The 20,947-nt window shown below is 71.8% G+C and carries 16 protein-coding genes and 1 pseudogene; 5 read left to right on the top strand and 12 right to left on the bottom strand.

What is annotated here, in order from left to right:
- Positions 1 to 55: 55 nt before the first annotated feature.
- Entirely contained in the window at positions 56 to 472 is a 417-nt protein-coding gene (locus tag AB0M27_RS38045) for an SsgA family sporulation/cell division regulator (RefSeq protein WP_365729080.1), read from the bottom strand.
- A 347-nt stretch (positions 473 to 819) separates the two neighbouring features.
- Here AB0M27_RS38045 and AB0M27_RS38040 point away from each other — a divergent pair, with 347 nt between their 5' ends.
- Complete coding sequence (locus AB0M27_RS38040) at positions 820 to 2,250, top strand: SpoIIE family protein phosphatase (protein WP_365729078.1); 1,431 nt, start codon at positions 820 to 822, stop codon at positions 2,248 to 2,250.
- A 66-nt stretch (positions 2,251 to 2,316) separates the two neighbouring features.
- Here AB0M27_RS38040 and AB0M27_RS38035 read toward each other — a convergent pair whose 3' ends face one another.
- On the bottom strand, positions 2,317 to 3,807 hold the full coding sequence (locus AB0M27_RS38035) for a hypothetical protein (RefSeq protein WP_365729076.1): 1,491 nt from the start codon (positions 3,805 to 3,807) through the stop codon (positions 2,317 to 2,319).
- 331 nt (positions 3,808 to 4,138) lie between these two features.
- On the opposite strand from AB0M27_RS38035, the gene AB0M27_RS38030 reads away from it, so the two are divergent.
- Positions 4,139 to 5,284 (top strand): aminoglycoside phosphotransferase family protein, encoded by a 1,146-nt coding sequence (locus tag AB0M27_RS38030; RefSeq protein ID WP_365729075.1) that lies wholly within the window; start codon positions 4,139 to 4,141, stop codon positions 5,282 to 5,284.
- Positions 5,285 to 5,544: 260 nt separating this feature from the next.
- Entirely contained in the window at positions 5,545 to 7,515 is a 1,971-nt protein-coding gene (locus AB0M27_RS38025) for a peptidoglycan recognition family protein (RefSeq protein ID WP_365729073.1), read from the top strand.
- A 12-nt stretch (positions 7,516 to 7,527) separates the two neighbouring features.
- On the opposite strand, the gene AB0M27_RS38020 is transcribed toward AB0M27_RS38025, so the two are convergent.
- The 9 genes from AB0M27_RS38020 to AB0M27_RS37980 form a co-directional block, all read right to left on the bottom strand.
- Entirely contained in the window at positions 7,528 to 8,025 is a 498-nt protein-coding gene (locus AB0M27_RS38020; RefSeq protein ID WP_360095698.1) for a hypothetical protein, read from the bottom strand.
- Positions 8,026 to 8,230: 205 nt separating this feature from the next.
- Positions 8,231 to 9,646, bottom strand: a complete 1,416-nt coding sequence (locus AB0M27_RS38015) for a 3-hydroxybutyrate oligomer hydrolase family protein (protein ID WP_365729071.1) — start codon at positions 9,644 to 9,646, stop codon at positions 8,231 to 8,233.
- A gap of 145 nt (positions 9,647 to 9,791) precedes the next feature.
- Complete coding sequence (locus AB0M27_RS38010; protein ID WP_365729069.1) at positions 9,792 to 11,048, bottom strand: PHB depolymerase family esterase; 1,257 nt, start codon at positions 11,046 to 11,048, stop codon at positions 9,792 to 9,794.
- Between the two features lie 206 nt (positions 11,049 to 11,254).
- On the bottom strand, positions 11,255 to 12,157 hold the full coding sequence (locus AB0M27_RS38005) for a universal stress protein (RefSeq protein WP_365729068.1): 903 nt from the start codon (positions 12,155 to 12,157) through the stop codon (positions 11,255 to 11,257).
- A gap of 183 nt (positions 12,158 to 12,340) precedes the next feature.
- Positions 12,341 to 12,583, bottom strand: coding sequence for a DUF397 domain-containing protein (locus AB0M27_RS38000; RefSeq protein WP_365729067.1), 243 nt, complete (start codon positions 12,581 to 12,583; stop codon positions 12,341 to 12,343).
- 82 nt (positions 12,584 to 12,665) lie between these two features.
- Positions 12,666 to 13,832: a thiolase domain-containing protein gene (locus AB0M27_RS37995; protein ID WP_365729065.1), complete on the bottom strand. Its 1,167-nt coding sequence runs from the start codon at positions 13,830 to 13,832 to the stop codon at positions 12,666 to 12,668.
- Positions 13,829 to 14,878 (bottom strand): thiolase domain-containing protein, encoded by a 1,050-nt coding sequence (locus AB0M27_RS37990; RefSeq protein WP_365729064.1) that lies wholly within the window; start codon positions 14,876 to 14,878, stop codon positions 13,829 to 13,831. Before AB0M27_RS37990 ends, AB0M27_RS37995 begins: the two co-directional genes overlap by 4 nt.
- Positions 14,875 to 15,816, bottom strand: coding sequence for an OB-fold domain-containing protein (locus AB0M27_RS37985; protein WP_365729063.1), 942 nt, complete (start codon positions 15,814 to 15,816; stop codon positions 14,875 to 14,877). The genes AB0M27_RS37990 and AB0M27_RS37985 overlap by 4 nt, the downstream gene beginning before the upstream one ends.
- A gap of 44 nt (positions 15,817 to 15,860) precedes the next feature.
- Positions 15,861 to 16,661: a crotonase/enoyl-CoA hydratase family protein gene (locus AB0M27_RS37980; protein WP_365729061.1), complete on the bottom strand. Its 801-nt coding sequence runs from the start codon at positions 16,659 to 16,661 to the stop codon at positions 15,861 to 15,863.
- A gap of 199 nt (positions 16,662 to 16,860) precedes the next feature.
- Between AB0M27_RS37980 and AB0M27_RS37975 the strand changes: the two genes are divergently transcribed.
- Positions 16,861 to 18,477 (top strand): acyl-CoA synthetase, encoded by a 1,617-nt coding sequence (locus AB0M27_RS37975; RefSeq protein ID WP_365729060.1) that lies wholly within the window; start codon positions 16,861 to 16,863, stop codon positions 18,475 to 18,477.
- Between the two features lie 329 nt (positions 18,478 to 18,806).
- Positions 18,807 to 20,645: a sulfatase gene (locus AB0M27_RS37970; protein ID WP_365729059.1), complete on the top strand. Its 1,839-nt coding sequence runs from the start codon at positions 18,807 to 18,809 to the stop codon at positions 20,643 to 20,645.
- A 68-nt stretch (positions 20,646 to 20,713) separates the two neighbouring features.
- Here AB0M27_RS37970 and AB0M27_RS37965 read toward each other — a convergent pair.
- A pseudogene (locus AB0M27_RS37965) lies at positions 20,714 to 20,857 on the bottom strand (alpha/beta hydrolase); the annotation flags it as partial.
- Between the last annotated feature and the right edge of the window lie 90 nt (positions 20,858 to 20,947).

Raw genomic sequence — 20,947 nt, 5'->3', positions numbered from 1 at the left:
TACCGGAGCGGTGAGGCGAAGGTGAACAAGAGTCAAAAACGCCCGGGGGCCCGCCTCATACCCCGCCGAACAGGGCGCCCAGCCCCCGCTCCACCACTCCGGCCAGGTCCTCCTGTCCGGCCGCGACCACCCCGTACGTGCGCAGCAGGAAGCGGCGCAGGGCCGATGCGGGGAACTGCAGCAGGGCCAGGCCGTGGGGCGAGTGGAACTCCATGACCGTCCGGGTGCGGCCGTACGGCCAGATCTGCACGTCCCCGCGGCCGGCCGGCGCCCGCAGCCCCTGGTCGAGCAGGGCGCGTGCGAAGACCCAGGTGACCTCCTCCCCGTCCAGGGCGGCCTCGGCCGGGAAGTCCACGAAGACGGCCAGGGGATCGTCCGTGGTGTAGCGCAGCGTGGCCGACACCGGGATCTCCTGGTCCTCGGCGGTGATGAGCCGGGCCTGGGCGGGCTGTTCGACAGTGATGGCGTCCATGCCTTAATGGAGTCGCCGAAGGCGCTTCACATGCCGCGAAATCCGGTCAGAGTTCGACAGGTACAAGACGCTTCCCGCACACTGGAACACAGGGGCGACGAACACACGCGTGAGCGCCGAGGAAAATCGGCCCGGACCGGACAACACTCGTAGCCTGTCTACGACTTGGTCCGCCCGGCGCGTACGTCATTCGTGCGCGTGGATCGCTCCGGGAAGACTCTGGCATATGCCGAAAGCACCACCGTATCGTGTGGTGCCAAATCCCTTACAGGGCGTCGCGGGCTGTGCGACAGTCGTAACGGTCCCCCCGTCCTCCCCGGCCGTATCGTCCCCCAACGGAGTGCGTCATGCCGTCCCCAGTCTCCGCGGACCACCCAGCCGCCCAGCCACCCGGACGCGGCTCGGTGGAGGCGTTGATAACGCAGACGCGGCGACTCAAGGGCGACGTGGACGCCGTACGGCGGGACACCCGGAGCGACGGTGCGGACCCGGAGGAACGCTGGCAGCGCGCCCTGTACGACCTCGCGCTGCACCAACTGGAGGATCTGGACGCGCACTTGGCCCAGCTCCGGGACGGACCGGTCGCCGAGTCGCCCGAACCGGTCGAGGCGCCCGCCCTTCGGCCGGCACCCCTCACCGCCCCGGGCGGCTCGCTGCTCAGCCGCGTCGGCAGCGCGGAGTGGAACCTGCTGACGGACGAGGCGACCTGGTCCGGGGAGCTGTACCAGATCCTCGGTCTGGACCCGGACGCCCCCGCCCTCACCCTGGACGAACTGCCCTCGCTGGTCCTGGAGGAGGACCGGCCGAAATTGACCGCGATGGTGACGGACTGCCTGGTCGACGGCAAGCCCATCGACGGCGAGTTCCGCGTCCTGCGGCCCGAGGGCTCCGTGCGGGCGGTGCACATGATGGGCGAGCCCGTGCTCGGCGCCGACGGCGGCACGGCCTCGATGTGGGCCGTGCTGCGCGACGTCAGCGAACTGCGCCGCTGCCGGCGGACGGTGCACGAGACCCGTGACTCGATGCAGCGTCAGCGCCGGCAGGAGCAGACCGAGCACCGGATCGCGGCCGAGCTGCAGGAAGCCGTGCTACCGCCATGGCGCGGCTCCCTGCGGCTCCCGCACCAGGGGCCACGCACCCTCGACCTCGCCGCCCGCCGCCTCCCCGCGGCGACGGCCACACCGCTCGGCGGCGACTGGTACGACGCACTGGAACTGTCCGACGGCGACACCCTGCTCAGCGTCGGCGACCTCACCGGGCACGGGGTGGCCGTCGCCTCCGGGATGGCGATGCTGCTCGGTGCCGTGCGCGGTATGGCGCTGTCCGGCAGCCGGCCCGGTGAACTGCTCGGCACGCTCAACCAGTTACTCGACGCCACCGTGCAGCCCGCCCTCGGCAGCGCCGTCTGCTGCCGCTACCGGCCCGAGACCCACACCCTGGTCTGGGCGCAGGCAGGACACCCCGCCCCGCTGCTGTACCGCGACGGGATGGGCCGCCTGCTGAACGCACCGGACGGCGTCCTGCTCGGCGCCACCTCGGGCGCCGCCTACGGGCAGGCCGAAGAGACCCTTCGGCCGGGTGACCTCCTGCTGCTGCACACCGACGGACTGGTGCCGGGGCACACCCCGAGCGCGGCCGTGGACCGCCTGCTCGACCTCGCCCCGCGGTTCGACGCGGCGCGCACCGCGCAGGACTGCGTGCGCACGGTGATCGAGGAGTTCGGCGGAGCCGGACGCGAGGACGACGCCTGTGTGCTCGTCGCCAAGGTCACCGCATGAGATTGACGTTACTGATGAATTGAGGTTACCGACGGAATCCGGCGCGCAGGCGCCGTGCCTGTGCGCTCACGCCTGTGCGTTGCCCGCACCCTTGGCCCTCGGCTTGGGCAGGGCGAGCCGGATCTCCTCCCGCAGTTCGTGGATCTTCGGATAGCCGGAGTACTCCGCGGTCAGCCGGTACATCTGCCGCAGCCGGTCCCAGGTGCGACGGGAGGAGTTCGAGCCCATCGACATCAGGGCCAGCCGTGCGTAGCGGTCGGCCTGTTCGGGGTCGTCGGCGATGAAGCAGGCCGACGCCATGGACAGATGGTCGAAGATCTTGGACCGCTCCCGCCCGTCGACACGCAGGGAGAGCGCCTTCTCCGCGTAGTACTGGGCGTGCGTGGCCGCGCTCGGGTCGAACTCGGCCAGCGTGCGGTAGGCGAGCGCCTGCATGCCGTACAGATCCTCGTCCTTGAAGGTCTGCATCCAGTCCAGCGGCTCCCCTTCGCGGTCGGCGACGAACATGTCCTCCGCCTGCCCGAGCGTGCGGCGCATCGCCTGGCCCTTGCCCATGGAGGCCTGCGCCCAGGCCTCGATGGTGTGGAACATCGCCTTCGTGCGCGGCTGCAGGCGGTCGCCGGCGCCGGACTGGGCGAGCTTCATCAGGTCCAGCGCGTCGTCGGGCCGGCCGAGGTGCACCATCTGCCGGGCCGCCCGGGACAGTGCCTCACCGGCACGCGGCCGGTCTCCGCCCTCGCGGGCGGCATGGGCGGCGATGACGAAGTACTTCTGCGCCGTGGGCTCCAGGCCGACGTCGTGCGACATCCAGCCGGCGAGGACGGCGAGGTTGGCGGCGACGCCCCACAGGCGTCGCTGGAGATGGGGTGGATGGTGGTAGGCGAGCATGCCGCCCACCTCGTTGAGCTGGCCCACGACCGCCTTGCGCTGAAGCCCGCCGCCACGGGCCGCGTCCCAGGCGCGGAACACCTCGACCGAGCGCTCCAGTTCCTCGATCTCCTGCGACCCGATGGGGGCGGCCTCATAGCGGTCGAACCCAGCGGGGTCGGCGTGCAGGGGGTCGTCGAGGACGGGGGCGTCGGCCTTCAGGGCCGGGTCGGTGTGCAGCCAGTCGTACATGGCGCTGCTGAGTGCGGATCCCGCGGCGAGCGCGGCACCCGCGCCCACCAAGCCGCGTCGGTTGAGCATGAGGTCCATTCCCGTGAATTCGGTGAGGACCGCGGCGGTACGTTCGGGCGCCCACGGCACGCCGTCGGGATGTTCCTCGATCCCGTCGCCCTGCCGTTTCCCCGTACGCCCGTGCCGTACCAGACCGAGGTCCTCGATGGTCACGACACGGCCGAGACGCTCGGTGAACAGGGCCGCCAGCACCCGCGGTACCGGATCGCGCGGGATCTCTCCCATGTCGATCCACCGACGGACCCGGGAGGTGTCGGTCGACAGCTGGGGGTGGCCCATGGCCGCCGCCTGCTTGTTGACCAGCCTCGCGAGTTCCCCCTTGGACCAGCCGGCCAGGCCGAACAGGTCCGCAAGGCGGGTGTTGGGTTGTCCGCTCACGTAAGCCCCCAGGTTCTCGGCTGAGTTGACAGTAGCCCGGTGAAGGTTGCCGGGCGACTATTCGCCAGGGTTCGCCAGGGTCCGCCAGATGGTGTGCCACTGGGCATCGGGTGTCGAGTAGGAACGCGCCACCCCGACCCGGTCGCCGCTCGGCTCGCCGAGCTGACGGGTGCATTCCCCAGGGTGTATCCGGGCGGCCGGGCCGGGCAGGCGCACGCTCACAGTGCATGCGAACGGAGTACGGGCTCCCCCGAGCCCCGGCCTCGCGCATGTGCCCCGAGCACGCACCACAGGCAGGCACCGCAGGCACACGAAGGGATCTGTATCTCCCATGTACGCAGCATCGTCCTCCGTGTCCGCCCCGCCCCGGCCGCTGCGCTCCCGCCCCGCGGGCGGCGGGCCGTACCTGGACCCGGCGGCGCGTCCGGGCGGCCCCGCGCCGGTCGCGGGCCGGCTCCGGCGGGTGCCGGGCCAGGTCGGTACCCAACCGCTCAGCGGGAGACTCGACTTGTCCGGTCCCCAGGGTGCGCAACTACGCACCGCGATCGCGTCGGTGCACCGGATCTGTCCGGAGTTCACCCCGGTGCAGGTCCTGCGGCGCAGCGGACGGTCCGTCCTCCTCGTCGGGACGACCGGGCGCGGCGCGGCCGTGGCCAAGTGCCTGCTGGACCACTCGCCCGCCTGGGCCGAGCGGTTCCGCCACGAGATAGCTGCATACCGCTCGTTCGTCCGGCAGCGGCCACCGGTCCGTGTGCCCCGGCTGATCGCGGCGGACCCGGACAACTGCACCCTGGTCATCGAGCGGGCGCCGGGCCGGGTGGCGGCGCTGCAGCGCCATCCGGTGGAGGTGCCGCCCCGCCCGGACATCCGGGCGGCGCTGGGCGCCATCTGCCGGCTGAACGCCTGGCGGCCCCCGGTGGGCACCTTCGACATGCCTCTGGACTACGGCGCCCGGATCTCCCGGTCCCACGAGCTGGGCCTGCTCACCGACCGGGACCTCGGCGACCTCCAGAAGCTGCTGCACGGCATCGCCCACGCGGTGGGCCGGCACGGCATGCTCCAGTTCAACCACGGCGACGCCCTGCTCTCGAACATCCTGCTGTCACCGGCCGGTCCGGTGCTGGTGGACTGGGAGCGTGCGGGCTGGTATCTGCCGGGGTACGACCTGGCGACGCTGTGGCTGGTCCTCGGGGACGCGCCGGTGGCCCGACGGCAGATCAGCCAGATCGCCCAGTCGGCGGGCCCGGCCTCCCGGGACGCCTTCCTGGTGAACCTGATGCTGGTGCTGACCCGGGAGATCCGTACCTACGAGACGGCCGTGCAGCGTTCGATGCACGAGGTGGCCCCGGCGGCACCGGGCGTGGCCCACCCGGGTGCTGCGCCGTCCGGCGAGGAACAGCGGCTGCTGCTCAGGCGGCTGCACGACGACTGCCAGATGGCCCGCAAGGCCGTCCGAGCGGCGGTCGGAACTCGCTGACGGGGACGACGGTTCCGCGGTGCGCCAGAGCGGCGGCGCACCGCGGACCTTCGTATGTCCGGGCCGGTTGTGGCCAGTGGTGTATGCCAGTGACGCCGCGCAGGCCCGCGCACCGCCGCCGCGAAACTCGCCGAAAACCCTCCGTGACGTGGGAAATCGCCGTTCCGAAGGCATCATTGACGGATCGTCGGCAAGCCGGTACCACTGACCCAGCTCCGCGCCGCACGCCCCGCCACGCCCACCCGTCACAGGAGGCCGCATTGCGAGGTTCCGCCACCGATTCCACGTCCACCCCCGGCCACAGACATCTACGCCGGGCCGCCGTCCCGTTGGCGTCGGCGGCCCTGCTGCTGCCGCTGCTCGGCGCGGCCCCCGCCCAGAGCGCCAACGACTCCTCCGCCGGCCGGCTGCAGCACGCGTTCGCCACCGCGGCGACCGACTACCACGTGCCGCAGAGCGTCCTGCTGGCCGTCTCCTACCTCCAGTCCCGCTGGGACTGGCACGCCGGGGCGCCCAGCGTGTCCGGCGGTTACGGTCCGATGCACCTCACGGACGCCCGCACCGCCATCGCCACCACGGAGCACTACACCGAGGGCGCGGAGGACGCCCGCGGCGACGCCGCCCGTGCGGCCGTGCACCCGGACATCAAGGCGCCGGCCGAGTCCGCGCTGCCGGCCCGTCTGAAGACGCTGCCGAAGGCGGCGCAGCTGACCGGTTTGCCGGCCGAGGAGCTGCGCACCGACCCGGCGGCGAACGTGTCCGGCGGCGCCGCCCTGCTCGCCGCCGCGCAGAAGGAGCTGGGCGAGCCGTTGAGCGCCGACCCGGCCGACTGGTACGGCGCGGTGGCCCGCTTCTCCGGCGCCGACGACGTCGCGACCGCGGCGGCGTACGCCGACGACGTGTACGACGTCCTGCGCACCGGGGAGGAGCGCGTCACGGACGACGGCCAGCTGGTCGCGCTCGCCGCCCAGCCGGGGCTGACGGCCGACACCGCCCAGCTGGGGCGGGCCGGGCTGGGCACGCTGCCCACGGACGGCGTCGAGTGCCCGAACTCGGTGTCCTGCGAGGCGGTCTGGGCGCCGTACGCACAGTTCGGGAACGACGACTACGGCAACCATGACCTCGGCGACCGTCCGGTCTCGCAGGCCATCAAGTACATCGTCATCCATGACACGGAGGGCGCCTGGGACGGGGTGCTGAACCTGATCCAGGACCCGACCTATGTGTCGTGGAACTACACGATCCGCTCCACGGACGGTCTGATCGCCCAGCACGTCAAGGCGAAGGACGTGGCCTGGCACGCGGGCAACTGGGACATCAACGCCCGGTCCGTCGGCATCGAGCATGAAGGTTTCCTCGCCAACCCGGACGCCTGGTACACCGAGGCGATGTACCGCTCCTCGGCCCGGCTGGTGAAGTACCTGGCCGGCAAGTACGGCATTCCGCTGGACCGGCAGCACATCCTCGGCCACGACAACGTGCCCGGCCCGACCACGTCCACCATCCCCGGCATGCACACCGACCCGGGCCCCTACTGGGACTGGCGGCACTACTTCCAGCTGCTGGGCCACCCCTTCAAGCGCGCGGCCGGCACGCAGAACGGACTGGTGACGATCCTGCCGGACTACGCCGCGAACCAGCCGGTGTACACGGGCTGCACCACCAGCGGCGAGGCGTGCACGGCGCACGGCTCCAGCGAGGTGCGGCTGTACTCGGACCACGACGTGAACGCGCCGCTGATCAAGGACATCGGGCGGAAGCAGGACCCGACCGTCGACGTGAACGACCTGTCCTCCCGGGTCTCCACCGGCCAGCAGTACGCGGTCGCGGACCGCTGGGGCGACTGGACCGCGATCTGGTACCTGGGCCAGAAGGCCTGGTTCCAGAACCCGGCCGAGGCTCCGGCGGCGGTGCCCGCCAAGGGGCTGGTGATCACCCCGAAGGACGGCCTGGCGAGCGTCCCGGTGTACGGCAGGGCCTACCCGGAGAAGGAGGCCTACCCGGCGGGCGTCCCCGCGCAGTCGGTCGTGCCGCTGCCGTACACGATCCCGGCCGGGCAGAAGTACGTGGTCGGTGACGAGGTGCCGGGCGAGTACTACTACGCGGTCACCTTCACCACCGACTCGCACCGGGTCGTGGTGGGCAAGGACCTGTACTACGAGATCCAGTACGGCCACCGGGTGGCCTTCGTCCGCGCCGCGGACGTGACCCTCGAAGGCTCGGCCGGCTAGCCGGCAGCGGCCTCAGCCCTGCTGGAAAAGCTCCGCCGGGAGCGGCTTCAGCAGGGCGTACAGGTCGTCGGTGATGGGACGGTCCCAGGCGGCGATGGTGACGAGGACGCCGTCACTGCGGTCGAACTGGACGCAGGAGATCCGGGACTCGGACAGCTTAAGCCGCCGCACGATGAGGAGGTTGTCGCCCTGGAGGACCGGGGTGTCCTCGACGCCGACGACGGTGACCTCCTCGTCGTTCTCCAGCGCGAGCAGCAGCTGGCCCACCTCGAAGGGGATCTCGCCCTCGACGACCTCGCGGGCCGGGGAGCCCTCGGGAAGGTTGCCGATGATCATGGCGGGGCCGCGGCCGCCGAAGAGGTCGTAGCGCAGGAAGACACCCTGGCAGGTGCCGTCGGGCGCGGGCAGCAGGCCCGCGCCGAGGTTGCCCGGCCAGTCGCCCGGGTCCATGGCCAGCACGTCGAAGTCGGGTCCGGCGGGGGTGGCGCTGCGGCGGCGGAGGAACGACATGCGGCCATGGTACGTGTGCTGCGCGGGAAGTGCGGTGCGGCTCCGCCACAAGGGCCGTCGTGAGGTCGTTGATCCTCTGCGGGCGCGTTGTGGCTGGTCGCTCCCCCAAGTTCTCGGCCTCGCTCGAAACCCGGGGGACCCCCATCGCGGCGGAGCCGGCATGTCGGACACAGCCCCGCGCCCCTTTGGGGCGCGGGGCTGTCGCTTACCTCAAGGAGCAGGTGCTGAGCAGTGTGGCTGGGGTGGCGTCGGGCGGGCGCGGGACCGTGTGGTCGGCCGGCGGGAGCGCATCCCCGGTGATCCAGCCCTCCAGCGCCTGGAAGGCCGAGTGGTGGCAGGGCAGCATCGGGCGGAGACGGTCGGGGAAGGCGTCGACCAGGGAGTCGGTGTGGGTGCCGTCCTCGATGCGGTAGTAGCGCAGCAGGGCGCCGCGCCCGGCCGCGTGCACCATGCGCGCGTAGACGTCGGAGTCCTGGCTGATCGGCAGCAGCACGTCGAGGGTGCCCTGGATGGTGATCAGCGGTTTGCCGATGCGTCCGGTGAGCGCGATCCGGTCGACGGCGCGGTGGACGGCCGCGGGCCGGGCCGCGTAGTCGTAGTCGGCGTCGCAGCCCGGTGTGCCGGAGGTGCAGAACGAGGTCCCGGCCTCGGTGGCGCCGTCGTAGCCGGGGTCGAGTTCCTCCCGGTAGATGCGCTGGGTGAGGTCCCAGTAGACCTGGTAGTGGTACGGCCACAGGAACTCCGAGCCGGCCGGGAAGCCGGCCCGGTGCAGGGCGGCCTCGGCCTCGGCGGCTCCGGGGCCGCCGGCGGCGTACGTGGGGTAGTGGCGAAGGGCCTGCGGCAGGAAGGTGAGCAGGTTGGGGCCCTCGGTGCGCCAGAGGGTGCCTTCCCAGTCGACTCCGCCGTCGTACAGCTCGGGGTGGTTCTCCAGCTGCCAGCGGACGAGGTAGCCGCCGTTGGACAGGCCGGTGGCGAGGGTGCGGGCCGGGGGCCGGTGGTAGCGCTGGGCGACCACGGCGCGGGCCGCGCGGGTGAGCTGGGTGAGGCGGGTGTTCCATTCGGTGATGGCGTCGCCCGGCCGCCGGCCGTCGCGGTAGAAGGCGGTGCCGGTGTTGCCCTTGTCGGTGGCCGCGTAGGCGTAGCCGCGGGCGAGCACCCAGTCGGAGATGGCCTTGTCGTTCGCGTACTGCTCGCGGTTGCCGGGGGTGCCGGCGACGACCAGGCCGCCGTTCCAGTGGTCGGGCAGGCGGACGACGAACTGGGAGTCGTGGTGCCAGCCGTGGTCGGTGTTGGTGGTGGAGGTGTCCGGGAAGTAGCCGTCGATCTGGATGCCGGGCACGCCGCTGGGCGTGGGCAGGTCCTTGGGGGTGAGTCCGGCGTAGTCGGCCGGGTCGGTGTGGCCGGAGGCCACGGTGCCGGCGGTGGTCAGCTCGTCCAGGCAGTCGGCCTTCTGGTAGGCGGCGCCGGGCACCCGGAGCTGGGCGCGGCCGGCACAGTGGTCGTCCGGTGTGCCGGTGGGTGCCGCCGTGGCCGGGGTGGTCAGGAGCAGGCAGGCCGCGGTGAGCGAGAGTGCGGGAAGAACGGCTCGGCGGGTGGGCCGTCTGTGTGGTGTGGTCGGCATACGGGTTCCTCCGGCTGTGGGTGGACGCGCTGGAGGCTAGGGGCGCAGTGGGTGCGCCGGACATGTGTGGGGCCGCCATGAAGACGGCCCCGGCAGCGTCGTCGGCCACCATGACCGACCATGGGTGCCCGTGGCTGACCCGATGTCAGGGGCAGCCGTTGTCGGCGATGGTGTAGTAGCCCGTGGGTGACTCCTTCAGGGTGTGGGTGACGAACGTGTTGTAGAGGCCCATGTTCTGTTGGGATCCCTTGGCGTAGGTGTAGCCGCCGCTGGTGGTGGCCCGTCCGGCCTGCACCTGGGCGTAGTTGCTCGCCGTCCAGCAGGTGGCGTCGCTGCCGCCGCCGGTCCCACCGCCGCCGCCCGGATCGGAGGTGTCCAGGCCGAAGAACCGGGCGATCCAGTAGCTGGAGCAGATGGAGGCGGCGAAGTAGGGCGCGCCGGTGCTGCCGCACTGCTGGGTGCCCGTGCCGGGGTCCACCGGGGTGCCGTGCCCGATGCCGGGGACCTGGTCGACCTCGACGGCGACCGTGCCGTCGGCGGCCAGGTACTGGTCCTGCCGGGTGGCGTCGGGGCCGATGGTCGTGGTGCGGCTCGGGGTCTGGGAGAGGCCGTGCAGGGCCGTCCACTGGTCGCGCAGCTCGGTGGCGTTGCGCGGGACGACGGTGGTGTCCTGGTCGCCGTACCAGACGGCCGTACGCGGCCACGGCCCGGTGTACGACGGATAGGCGTCCCGCACCCGCTGGGCCCACGCGTCCGGGCTCAGGTCGACGCCCGGGTTCATGCAGGTGTAGGGACTGTTGTCCCTGGTGCAGTCGTAGGGCAGGCCCGCGACGACCGCGCCGGCCGAGAAGACGTCGGGGTAGGTGGCGAGCATGACGGCGGTCATGGCGCCGCCGGCGGACAGGCCGGTGACGTAGACGCGCTGGGGGTCGGCGCCGTAGGCGGTCACGGCCTGGCTCGCCATCTGCCGGATGGAGAGCGCCTCGCCCTGTCCGCGCCGGTTGTCCGTGGTCTGGAACCAGTTGAAGCACTGGCTCGGGTTGTTGGCCGAGCTGGTCTGCGCGAGCACCAGCAGAAACCCGTCGCGGTCGGCGAGTTGGGGCAGGCCGGAGTTGTCGGCGTAGACCTGCGCGTTCTGGGTGCAGCCGTGCAGGGCCACGACGACCGGCGGGTGCGCGGGCAGGGACGCGGGCCGGTACACGTACATGGTGAGGGCGCCCGGGTTGGATCCGAAGTCGCTCACCTGGGTGAGCGTCACGGAGGCCCGGGCGGCGGGCAGGGGACCGGCGAGCGCGGTGCCGAGGACGACGGCGACGACGGCGAGGAGACGGGTCAGGAAACGGGGCAGGACGCGGGCGCGGGGCGGCGCTCCGGGTGCCCTTCCGAACGGAGGCGGTGACATGGGCGGCTCCTTTGCGGGACACGTGTCCCGGCCGCTCGTGCGCGGGGCTGCGTGCACGGCGCCGGGCGTGGCGGAACCGTATGTACGCGGGTGGGCCGCCACCATGGCGCGGGACACCACAGCCGTGACCACCCCCGTCGACACCGCACGCATTGCGAGGCGCGGTGCGGTCTGCTACGCCGACCAGGCCTCGGCTCGCCCCGCCCTCACTCCTCCGGCCCCACCGGGGGCACCACCGCGATCGGGCTCGCCGCGTGCAGCAGGACGGCCTGGGTGACCGAGCCCATCATGCGGGCCGGTGCGAGCAGGCGCCGCCGGTGCCGGCCGACGACGACCAGCTCGGCGTCCTTGGAGGCGGCGACGAGATGGCCGGCCGCGTCGCCGGGCAGCGCCTCGGCTTCGGCGCGGACCTCGGGGTGCCGCTCGCGGTGCGGGGCGAGGAAGCCCTCGGCGAGGGCGCGGGTCTCGTTCTCGACGGCGCTCTGGTCGATCTGGGACGGCACCAGCTGGCCGGGGGCGGACCAGGTCTGCACCGGCCACGGGTACGCGGCGATCACCTGCACGCGAGCACCGCGCAGGGCGGCCTCGGTGAAGGCGAGGGCGAGGGTGGCCTCGTCGGGACTGTCGGCGTGCAGGCCGACCACCACCCGGGGGCCGGGCTCGGCCGGACCGCCGCCGTGCACCTGCCGGTCGGGCCGGGGTACGACGACCACCGGGCACTCGGCGTCCCGGGCCGCGGCGAGCCCGTTGGAGCCGAGCAGCAGGCTGGCGAAGCCGCCGCGGCCCCGGGAGCCGAGGACCAACAGCTGGGCGTCGACGCCGAGTTCCGGCAGCACGGCACCCGGTACGCCCTCCACGGCGACGTACTCGACGGCGGGCCCCGCGCCGCGCTCCGCGAGCCGGGTGCGCACGTCGTCCAGCACCGGATCGCCCTCCACCTCGGGCTGCGCGGCGACCAGCACATCGGCCTGGCCCCAGGCGGCGTACTGCCGCACGTGCACCACCCGCAGCGTCGCGGCGCGGCGGCGGGCGGCGTCGAAGGCCCACTCCAGCGCGCGCAGGCTGTCGTCGGAGCCGTCGACCGCGGCGATGACCGGCGCAGTGCTCATCGTCCCTCACCTTTCGGAGCACGACCTTCCCCTTGCTGGGGCCAGCCTGACGCAGGCATCGGTCCCAGCGGGGCTCTGCTGGTCGCGTGTCCGGAAATCCGCGCGGAACACCCCGGTTCGGCTGCCGGTGTCCGCGCGGTGCCGGTTCGGTGCGGGTGGTGCCGGTCTCGCCGCCGGGCCCGCTCAGGTGAGGTCGAACTCCCCTTCCCGGGCTCCGGAGACGAAGGCACCCCATTCCGCCGGCGTGAAGATCAGGGATGGACTCTCCGGACGGCCGCTGTTGCGCATCGCGATGAAGCCCTCGACGAAGGCGATCTGGACATCGCCCAACCCTCGGCTGCTGGACTGCCACTCGGCCTTGCTGAGGTCCAGCTCCGGCTTGTCCCAGTCCGCGAGCGGCTTCTGCTGGGTGGTGGTCTCGGCCACGTCCGTGCTCCTCCCGGTTCGTCGTCCGCGGCTCAGCCTAGCGACCGCTCACGATGCCCAACAGGCCACGTGGGGAGGACTTTCAGGTCTCCGGCGGCAGCGCTCCCACGAGCCACATGGAGAAGAACTGCGAGCCGCCGCCGTAGGCGTGGCCGAGCACCCTGCGGGCGCCGTCCACCTGGTGTTCTCCGGCCTGGCCGCGCACCTGGAGGGCGGCCTCGGCGAAGCGGATCATGCCGGAGGCGCCGATGGGGTTGGTGGAGAGCACACCGCCCGACATGTTCACGGGCAGGTCGCCGTCGAGTTCGGTCACCCCGGACTCGGTGAGCTTCCAGCCCTCGCCCTCCTCCGCGAAGCCCAGGTTCTCCAGCCACATGGGCTCGTACCAGGAGAACGGCACGTACATCTCGACGGCGTCGATGTCCCGGCGCGGGTCGGCGATGCCGGCCTGCCGGTAGACGTCGGCGGCACAGTCCTGGCCGGCCTGCGGGGAGACGAAGTCCTTGCCCGCGAACAGGGTGGGTTCGCTGCGCATGGCGCCACCGAGCATCCAGGCGGGCGGGCGGGGCGCGCGGGCGGCTCCTGCGCGGTCGGTGAGGACCATGGCGCAGGCGCCGTCGGAGGACGGGCAGGTCTCGGAGTAGCGGATGGGATCCCACAGCATGGGTGAGGCCTGGACCTTCTCCAGGGTGACGTCGTGCTCGTGGAGGTGCGCGTAGGGGTTCTTCAGGGCGTTGCGCCGGTCCTTGTAGGCGACGAGGGAGCCGATCGTGTCGGGGGCGCCGCTGCGCCGCATGTAGGCGCGCACATGGGGGGCGAAGAAGCCGCCGGCGCCGGCGAGCAGCGGCTGCTGGAAGGGGATCGGCAGGGACAGGCCCCACATGGCGTTCGACTCGGACTGTTTCTCGAAGGCGAGGGTGAGCACGGTGCCGTGGACGCGGGCGGCGACCAGGTTCGCGGCCACGAGCGCGGTGGATCCGCCGACGGAGCCGGCGGTGTGCACCCGCAGCATGGGCTTGCCGACGGCACCGAGGGCGTCGGCCAGGTACAGCTCGGGCATCATCACGCCCTCGAAGAAGTCGGGCGCCTTGCCGATGACGACGGCGTCGATGTCGGCCCAGGTCAACTCGGCGTCCTGAAGCGCCCTTTGTGCCGCCTCGCGGACGAGTCCGGCGATCGAGACGTCCCGGCGGGCGGCGACGTGCTTGGTCTGGCCGATGCCGACGACGGCCACGGGCTCCTTGCTCAACGTGGATCCCCCTCGAGTACGGCGACCAGGTTCTGCTGCAGGCAGGGGCCGGAGGTGGCGTGGGCGAGGGCACGGGCGGACGCGCCGCGGTGGATGCGGGCGGCGGCCTCGCCGATGCGGACGAGTCCGGCGGCCATCACCGGGTTGGCGGCGAGCGCTCCGCCGGAGGGGTTGACGCGCACGTCGTCGCCGAGGCGGAGTGCCCGGCGCAGGATCACCTCCTGCGAGCTGAACGGGGCGTGCAACTCTGCGGTGTCGACGGGCCGTTCGAAGGCGCCGACCCTTTCGGCGGCGAGCCGGGTGGACGGTGAGTCGGTGAGGTCGCGGACGCCCAGGCCATGGGCCTCGATGCGGTGGTCGATGCCGCGGATCCAGGCGGGCCGCGCGCACAGCTGACGGGCCCGCTCCCCCGCCGCGAGGATCACGGCGGCGGCGCCGTCGCCGACGGGCGGGCAGTCGCCGGTGCGCAGCGGCCGTACGACGTAGTCGCCGTGCGGCACCGCTCCCTTGAGCTGGGCGTGCGGGTTGGCCTCCGCATCCGCGCGGCTGCGGGCGCCGACGGCGGCGAGCGCGGGTTCGTCGGTGTGGCCGGCGTCCATGAGGGCCTGCGCCTGGAGGGCGGCGAGGGCTATGGAGTCGGGCCACAGGGGGGCGACGTAGTAGGGGTCGAGCTGGCGGGTGAGGACGTCCCGCACCGAGCCGGGCGAGCACTTGCCGTAGGAGTAGACGAGCGCGGTGTCGGCGTCGCCGGTGAGCAGTTTGGTCCAGGCCTCGTACAGCGCCCAGGCGCCGTCCATCTCGACGTGCGACTCGGAGATCGGCGGCCAGGCGCCGACGCCGTCGAGGGCGAGGGTGAAGGAGAAGGCGCGGCCGGCGAGATAGTCGCTGGAGCCGGAGCAGGTGAAGCCGATGTCGGCGGTCCGCAGGCCGGTCTGTGCCAGAACCTCGTGCAGGACCGGCATGAGCATCTCGACCTCGGAGGACTCCTCGGTGGAGCGCCGGTGGTCGGTCTGGGCGAAGGCGACGACCGCGATCTCCCTTGTCACAGCAGCTCCTTGTAGGTGTCGTAGTCGGCGTCTGGTTCGCCGGTGGGCCGGTAGTGGTCGGGATAGCGGGCACCTTCGGTCCATACCGGCTCCACGCGCAGGCCCATGCGCACCTGGTCGTAGGGGATGCCGCCGATCCGGGCGTGCAGGGCGAGGTCGGCGCCGTCGAGGGCGATGTGCGCGTAGACGTAGGGCACCTCGATGTCGAGGTTCTTCGCCTTGATGTTGACGATGCAGTAGGTGGTGACCGTGCCACGGGGACCCACTTCGACCCGTTCCGCTGTGGCCACGCCACATGTGGGACACGCACCCCTCGGAGGGACGTACACCTTGCGGCAGGAGGGGCAGCGTTCGCCGGCGGTCCGCTGTTCGGAAAGGGCGCCTATGTAGGCGGACTGGGCGCGACCGGGTGAGTAGGTGTAGTCGAGGCGGGCCGGGGCGACGATACCGGTGAGCGGGTTGTCGAACTCGCCGGTGTGGCCGCCCGGTTCTTCGGGTTCTCCGTCGTACGGCTCGAAGCAGGCGATGTCGGTGATGGCGCCGGTGGGTTCGGCGGCCCAGCGGATGCGGACCCGCATTCCGGTGTGCACGGAGTCGGGGCCGGGTGCGTCGAGGGCGTGCAGCACGGCGGTGTCGGCGCCGTCGAGCCGGACCAGGACCCAGGCGAAGGGGGTGCCGAGGGGCTGGCCGGGGCGCGGTTGGTGGTTCCACGCCCAGGTGGTGACCGTGCCGGTGGGGGCGACCTCCACCAGGTCGTGGAGCTCCTCGGCGGTGACGGGGTCGTACTCGACGGGCGGGACGAGGGTGCGTCCGTCGCCGGTCTTCACGCCGAGGACGACGCGTTCGCGCAGGCCGGTGAGGAAGGCGCTCTGGACGGGGCCGAGGGAGCGGGTGAAGGGGAATTCGACGACGAGGGGCGCTTTGAGGACTTCGGGCATAGGGGCTTGCCTCCTTGGGAAGGTCGGAGAGGTCGCGCCCAGCGCTACGCACGCTTGTAGACGGGGGGCCGCTTCTCCGCGAAGGCGCGGGCGCCTTCCTTGGCGTCGGCGGTGTCGAAGATCGGCCAGCCGCGCGCGAGTTCGGACGCGAGCCCGTCGTTTTCCGTCATCTCGGCGGTCTCGTACACCGACGCCTTGACGGCCTCGACGGCGAGCGGGCCGCAGGCGTTGATCCGCTCGGCGATCTCCAGGGCTTTGCCGAGGGCGGTGCCATCGGGCACGACATGGCCGATCAGGCCGATCTCCGCCGCCTCCCGGGCGCTGTACGGCCGTCCGGTGAGCAGCATCTCCAGGGCGTGGGTGCGCGGGATCTGGCGTTGCAGCCGGACGGTGGAGCCGCCGATCGGGAACAGCCCGCGCCGGACCTCGAACAGGCCGAAGGTCGCGGACTCGCCCGCGACCCGGATGTCGGTGCCCTGGAGGATCTCGGTGCCGCCCGCGACGCAGTACCCCTCGACGGCGGCGATGACCGGTTTGCGCGGGCGATGGTGGCGCAGCATCGCCTTCCAGTGCAGGTCGGGTTCGGCCTTGAGCCGGTGGCGGTACTGCTCCCCTGCCATCCCCTTCCCGGCCAGGGCCTTGAGGTCCATTCCGGCGCAGAAGGAGCCGCCGGCCCCGGTGAGCACGATCGAGCGGATCTCGTCGTCCGCGTCGGCCTCGAGCCAGCCGTCGTACAGGCCGACGAGCATGGGAAGCGAGAGCGCGTTCCTGGCGTCGGGCCTGTTGAGCGTGAGCACGAGTGCGGCGCCCTCGCGCCGCACGGTGAGGTGTTCCGTCCCGCCCATGGGCTTGTCTCCCCTCGGTGAGAACGAGAACAGGTTGCAGTAGGCGACGAGGCACTTCAAGGGAGCTTCAAAGATTTTCTGACAGACAGTCAGATTTATTGGCGCGGGCCCTTCACAGTTGCCACGGGCTTTGCTCTGATGACCGGCGTACCGACCGATGCGCCTTTGTTCACCAGGACTGCCGGGGTCAGGAGGAGCGGTGGAGTACAACCTTGCCGACCTGTTCGAGTCGGTCGTCGACGTGGTCCCGGACCGCGAGGCGCTCGTGTACGTCGACCACCCCGGCACCGGCGCGGAGCGTCGCCTGACCTACGCGGAGCTGGACTCGGCCGCCAATCGCGTCGCCCACCACCTGATCGACAGCGGAATACAGCCCGGCGAACACCTCGGCCTCCACCTGTACAACGGCGTCGAGTACCTGCAGACGGTGCTGGCCTGCCTGAAGGCGCGGATCGTCCCGGTTAACGTCAACTACCGGTATGTCGAGGAGGAGTTGGTCTATCTCTACCGGGACGCCGATCTGGTCGCACTGGTCTTCGACACGGAGTTCGCGGACCGGGTCGCGGCGGCGCTGCCGCGGGCGCCGAAGCTGCGGCATCTGCTGCGGGTGGGCCCGGAGGCGGGCGGGGTACCCGGTGCGGTGCCGTTCGCCGAGGCGGAGGCATCCGGTTCGCCGGCCCGGGACTTCCCGGGCCGCTCCGCCGACGACCAGTTCATCATCTACACCGGCGGCACGACGGGCATGCCCAAGGGCGTGATGTGGCGCCAGGAGGATCTGTTCTTCGCCGGGCTCGGCGGCGGTGCGCCGACCGGAGAGCCGGTGAAGACACCTGAAGAGCTGGCCGAGCGGGTCGCCGCCGGAGGCTCCGGTATCACCTTCTTCCCCACTCCCCCGCTGATGCACGGGACCTCCACGCTGACGGCGTTCATCGGCTTCAACTTCGGCCAACGCGTGGTGGTGCACCGGAAGTTCGTGCCGGAGGAAGTGCTGCGGACCGTCGAGAAGGAGAAGGTCACCAGCATATCGCTGGTCGGCGACGCGATGCTCCGGCCGCTGATCGACGCGCTGAGCGGACCGCTCAAGGGCACTGACTGTTCGGCCCTGTTCAGCGTGTCCTCGTCCGGCGCGATCATGTCGGAGACGGTGCGGCGGCAGTTCCGGGAGCTGGTTCCGAACGCCATGCTGCTCAACAACTTCGGCTCCTCCGAGTCCGGCTTCAACGGTACGGCCACGGAGGACTCGGGCCCCGAGCGCGGCTTCCGCCTGCGGGTCAACTCCCGTACGCGCGTGGTGGATCCGGCGACCCGCCAACCGATCGCTGCGGGCGAGACCGGCCGGGTCGCGCAGTGCGGACACGTCCCGCTCGGCTACTACAACGACCCGCGGAAAACCGCCGAGACGTTCTTCGAGAAGGACGGGCAGCGCTGGGTCCTGCTCGGCGACATGGCATCGGTCGACGAGGACGGCGTCGTCACCGTGCTCGGCCGGGGCTCGCAGTGCATCAACACCGGAGGCGAGAAGGTCTATCCGGAGGAGGTCGAGCAGGCGCTCAAGGCGCATCCTGACGTGTATGACGCGCTGGTCGCCGGGGTCCCGGACGCCACCTGGGGCAACCATGTGGCGGCCGTGGTGCAGCTGCGGGAGGGAGCCTCGCACCCCTCGCTGGCCGACATCCAGAGCCACTGCCGTACCCGGCTGGCCGGCTACAAGATCCCCCGCCAGCTGGTGATCACCGACTCCATCCAGCGGTCCCCGAGCGGCAAGGCCGACTACCGGTGGGCACGCGAGGTAGCGGTGGCGGCCGAGCAGCGGTGACGCACCGGGGTGTCCCACCGCCCCCACCACCCGATAGCACTACTCTGTGCGCACGATCGACACGACTCGACTACTTTGGGTGACTGTCGATTGGTCGAGTTGTGCCGGCCCTGCGCACCGGCACCGGGCCACGCACGGAAGGATCTCGGGTGTCTCATCACACGCCTGGTCACCTGCCGGGGAGCGCAGACGACACGGACAGTGGCCCGGAGCGAGCCGGGGATGCCACGACGGCCGGAGATCCTCCAACTGCCGGAGATCCCACGACGGCCGGGGATTTCACGACGGCAGGGGAGGCGGAGTCGGCCGCAGCACCCGGCCGGGCCGGAATGCGCGAGCGTGTCGCACGGGGCCTGGCGCTGGCGGCCAGGGCCGGCCGGCTCTCCGGGCGCGCCCGCAGCACGCGGGGCTCGCGCGCCGAGGCCGACTGGACCGACGGGCCCCATCCTCTCCCGCAGGACACGGCCACGACGGCCGGCCGGAACGCGGGGCGGGGACATATCGTGCGGGGCCTCGCCGCGCTCGCCGGTCCGCCCGGCAGGCGGGCCCGCATCGCTCGGTCCATGGCCGTGGGCTCGGCCGTCCTCGCCGTCGCCGTCCTGCTCGTGGCGCTGCTGCTGCCGAACCAGCCCGACCGGCTCACCCCGGCCGCGTTCGTGCGTCTGCCGGCCGAGGGCATCCTGCTCGCCCCCGTGCTCCTCGTGCTGCCGCCCCGGGCAAGGTGGGCCGGTGCGGCGGCCTTCGGCCTGCTGATCGGGCTGATCACGCTCCTCAAGTGCCTGGACATCGGCTTCTACTCGGTGCTGTACCGCCCCTTCGACCTGGTGCTGGACTGGGGTCTGCTGGGCAACGCCGCGGACTATCTGCGGGAGACCTCCGGCCGCGCCGGCGAGCTGGTCGCCATCGCCGGTGCCGTGCTCCTCGCGGTCACCGTCCTCGCCCTGACCGCGGGGGCGACGGTCCGCCTGGCCACCCTGATGGCCCGGCACCGCGCCCGGTCCGTCCACGTCGTCCTGGTGCTGAGCACCGCCTGGATCACCTGTGTCGTGCTCGGACTGCAGACGGGCGCCGGGCCCCTCGCCTCCACGCTGGACGCCGGTCTCCTCGGCGAGCGCGCCAAGCAGGTCCGCGTCTCCCTCGCCGACGCCCGGCTCTTCCAGCGCCAGGCCTCCCGCGACGCCTTCGCCCACACGCCCTCGGACCAGCTGCTGACCGGCCTGCGCGGCAAGGACGTTCTGTTCACGTTCGTCGAGAGTTACGGCCGTTCGGCGATCGAGGACCCGGCGATGGCCCCGCGGATCGGCACGGTCCTCAACGAGAGCGACGATGCCCTGAAGGCCGCCGGATTCCGGGCCCGCAGTGGCTGGCTGCGCTCGCCGGTGACCGGTGGCGGCAGCTGGCTGGCCCACTCGACCTTCCTGTCCGGCCTGTGGATCAGCAACCAGCAGCGGTTCCGCAGCCTCACCTCCAGCGACCGGACGACCCTCACCGGCGCGTTCCGCAGGACCGGTGCGTGGCGCACGGTCGGTGTCGTGCCGGGGGTGCTGGTGGCCTGGCCGGAGGGCCGGTTCTTCGGCCTGGACCACGTCTACGACGGCCATCACCTCGACTACCGCGGCCCGGACTTCGGCTGGTCCCAGGTGCCGGACCAGTTCACGCTGCAGACCCTCCAGCGGCGGGAGTTCGGGAGGCGGGGCCGGGGTCCGCTGATGGCGGAGATCATCCTCACCTCGAGCCACTATCCCTGGGCGCCCGTGCCCCGGATGGTCGACTGGGCGAAGCTGGGCGACGGGTCGGTCTTCCGGCAGATCAGGCGTGAGGGCAAGTCGCAGGACGAGGTCTGGAAGAACCCGGAGAGCGTGCGCACCGAATACCGCACCTCCATCGAGTACTCGCTGAACTGCCTCGTCGGATTCCTGCGGCGCTACGGCAACGACAGCACGGTCATGGTCTTCCTGGGCGATCACCAGCCCGTGCCGACCGTCACCGGGAACAGCCCCCGCAAGGACGTGCCGGTCACCGTCGTCGCCCGTGACCCCAAGGTGCTGGCCCGGATCTCCGGCTGGGGCTGGACCGAGGGCCTGAAGCCCGCCGCTAACGCCCCCATCTGGCCGATGGACAGCTTCCGCGACCGGTTCCTGAAGGCGTTCGGACCACAACCCGGCTGAAGCCGCCGGTGAGGATGGTCATCGACCGCGTCCGTGCGGACAGTCGTCGATCGCGTCCCTGTGGGTGGTCATCCGTCGAGGAACTCCCGCACCGCGGCGAGGAACTCCTCAGGACGGGTCTCGTGCACCAGGTGCCCCGCGTCCACGGTCACCAGCGAGGCATCCGGGATCAGGCCGGCGAGCCGCGCGACCTGGTCCTGTGGGATGAGGCTCACCAACTTCGTTAGTAATCCTTAGTGTTGCATGTATAGTTGCGTGCATGGAGTTGCTGCGTATCTCCAAGGCTGCGAAGCGTCTCGGGA

Source organism: Streptomyces sp. NPDC052107, from assembly GCF_040680215.1.
Lineage (GTDB): Bacteria > Actinomycetota > Actinomycetes > Streptomycetales > Streptomycetaceae > Streptomyces.
Note: the sequence above shows the minus strand (reverse complement) of the source record. Positions and strands in the feature narration are given on the sequence as shown.

Excerpts from the sequence above, each read along its gene's own strand:
- AB0M27_RS38020 (WP_360095698.1), bottom strand. The coding sequence starts at position 8,025 with ATGTCGTTCCTCCGCCGCCGCAGCGCCACCCCCGCCGGACCCGACTTC.
- AB0M27_RS38040 (WP_365729078.1), top strand. The coding sequence starts at position 820 with ATGCCGTCCCCAGTCTCCGCGGACCACCCAGCCGCCCAGCCACCCGGA.
- AB0M27_RS37985 (WP_365729063.1), bottom strand. The coding sequence starts at position 15,816 with ATGCCCGAAGTCCTCAAAGCGCCCCTCGTCGTCGAATTCCCCTTCACC.
- AB0M27_RS38045 (WP_365729080.1), bottom strand. The coding sequence starts at position 472 with ATGGACGCCATCACTGTCGAACAGCCCGCCCAGGCCCGGCTCATCACC.
- AB0M27_RS38005 (WP_365729068.1), bottom strand. The coding sequence starts at position 12,157 with ATGAGCACTGCGCCGGTCATCGCCGCGGTCGACGGCTCCGACGACAGC.
- AB0M27_RS38015 (WP_365729071.1), bottom strand. The coding sequence starts at position 9,646 with ATGCCGACCACACCACACAGACGGCCCACCCGCCGAGCCGTTCTTCCC.
- AB0M27_RS38010 (WP_365729069.1), bottom strand. The coding sequence starts at position 11,048 with ATGTCACCGCCTCCGTTCGGAAGGGCACCCGGAGCGCCGCCCCGCGCC.
- AB0M27_RS37970 (WP_365729059.1), top strand. The coding sequence starts at position 18,807 with ATGCGCGAGCGTGTCGCACGGGGCCTGGCGCTGGCGGCCAGGGCCGGC.
- AB0M27_RS38030 (WP_365729075.1), top strand. The coding sequence starts at position 4,139 with ATGTACGCAGCATCGTCCTCCGTGTCCGCCCCGCCCCGGCCGCTGCGC.
- AB0M27_RS37980 (WP_365729061.1), bottom strand. The coding sequence starts at position 16,661 with ATGGGCGGGACGGAACACCTCACCGTGCGGCGCGAGGGCGCCGCACTC.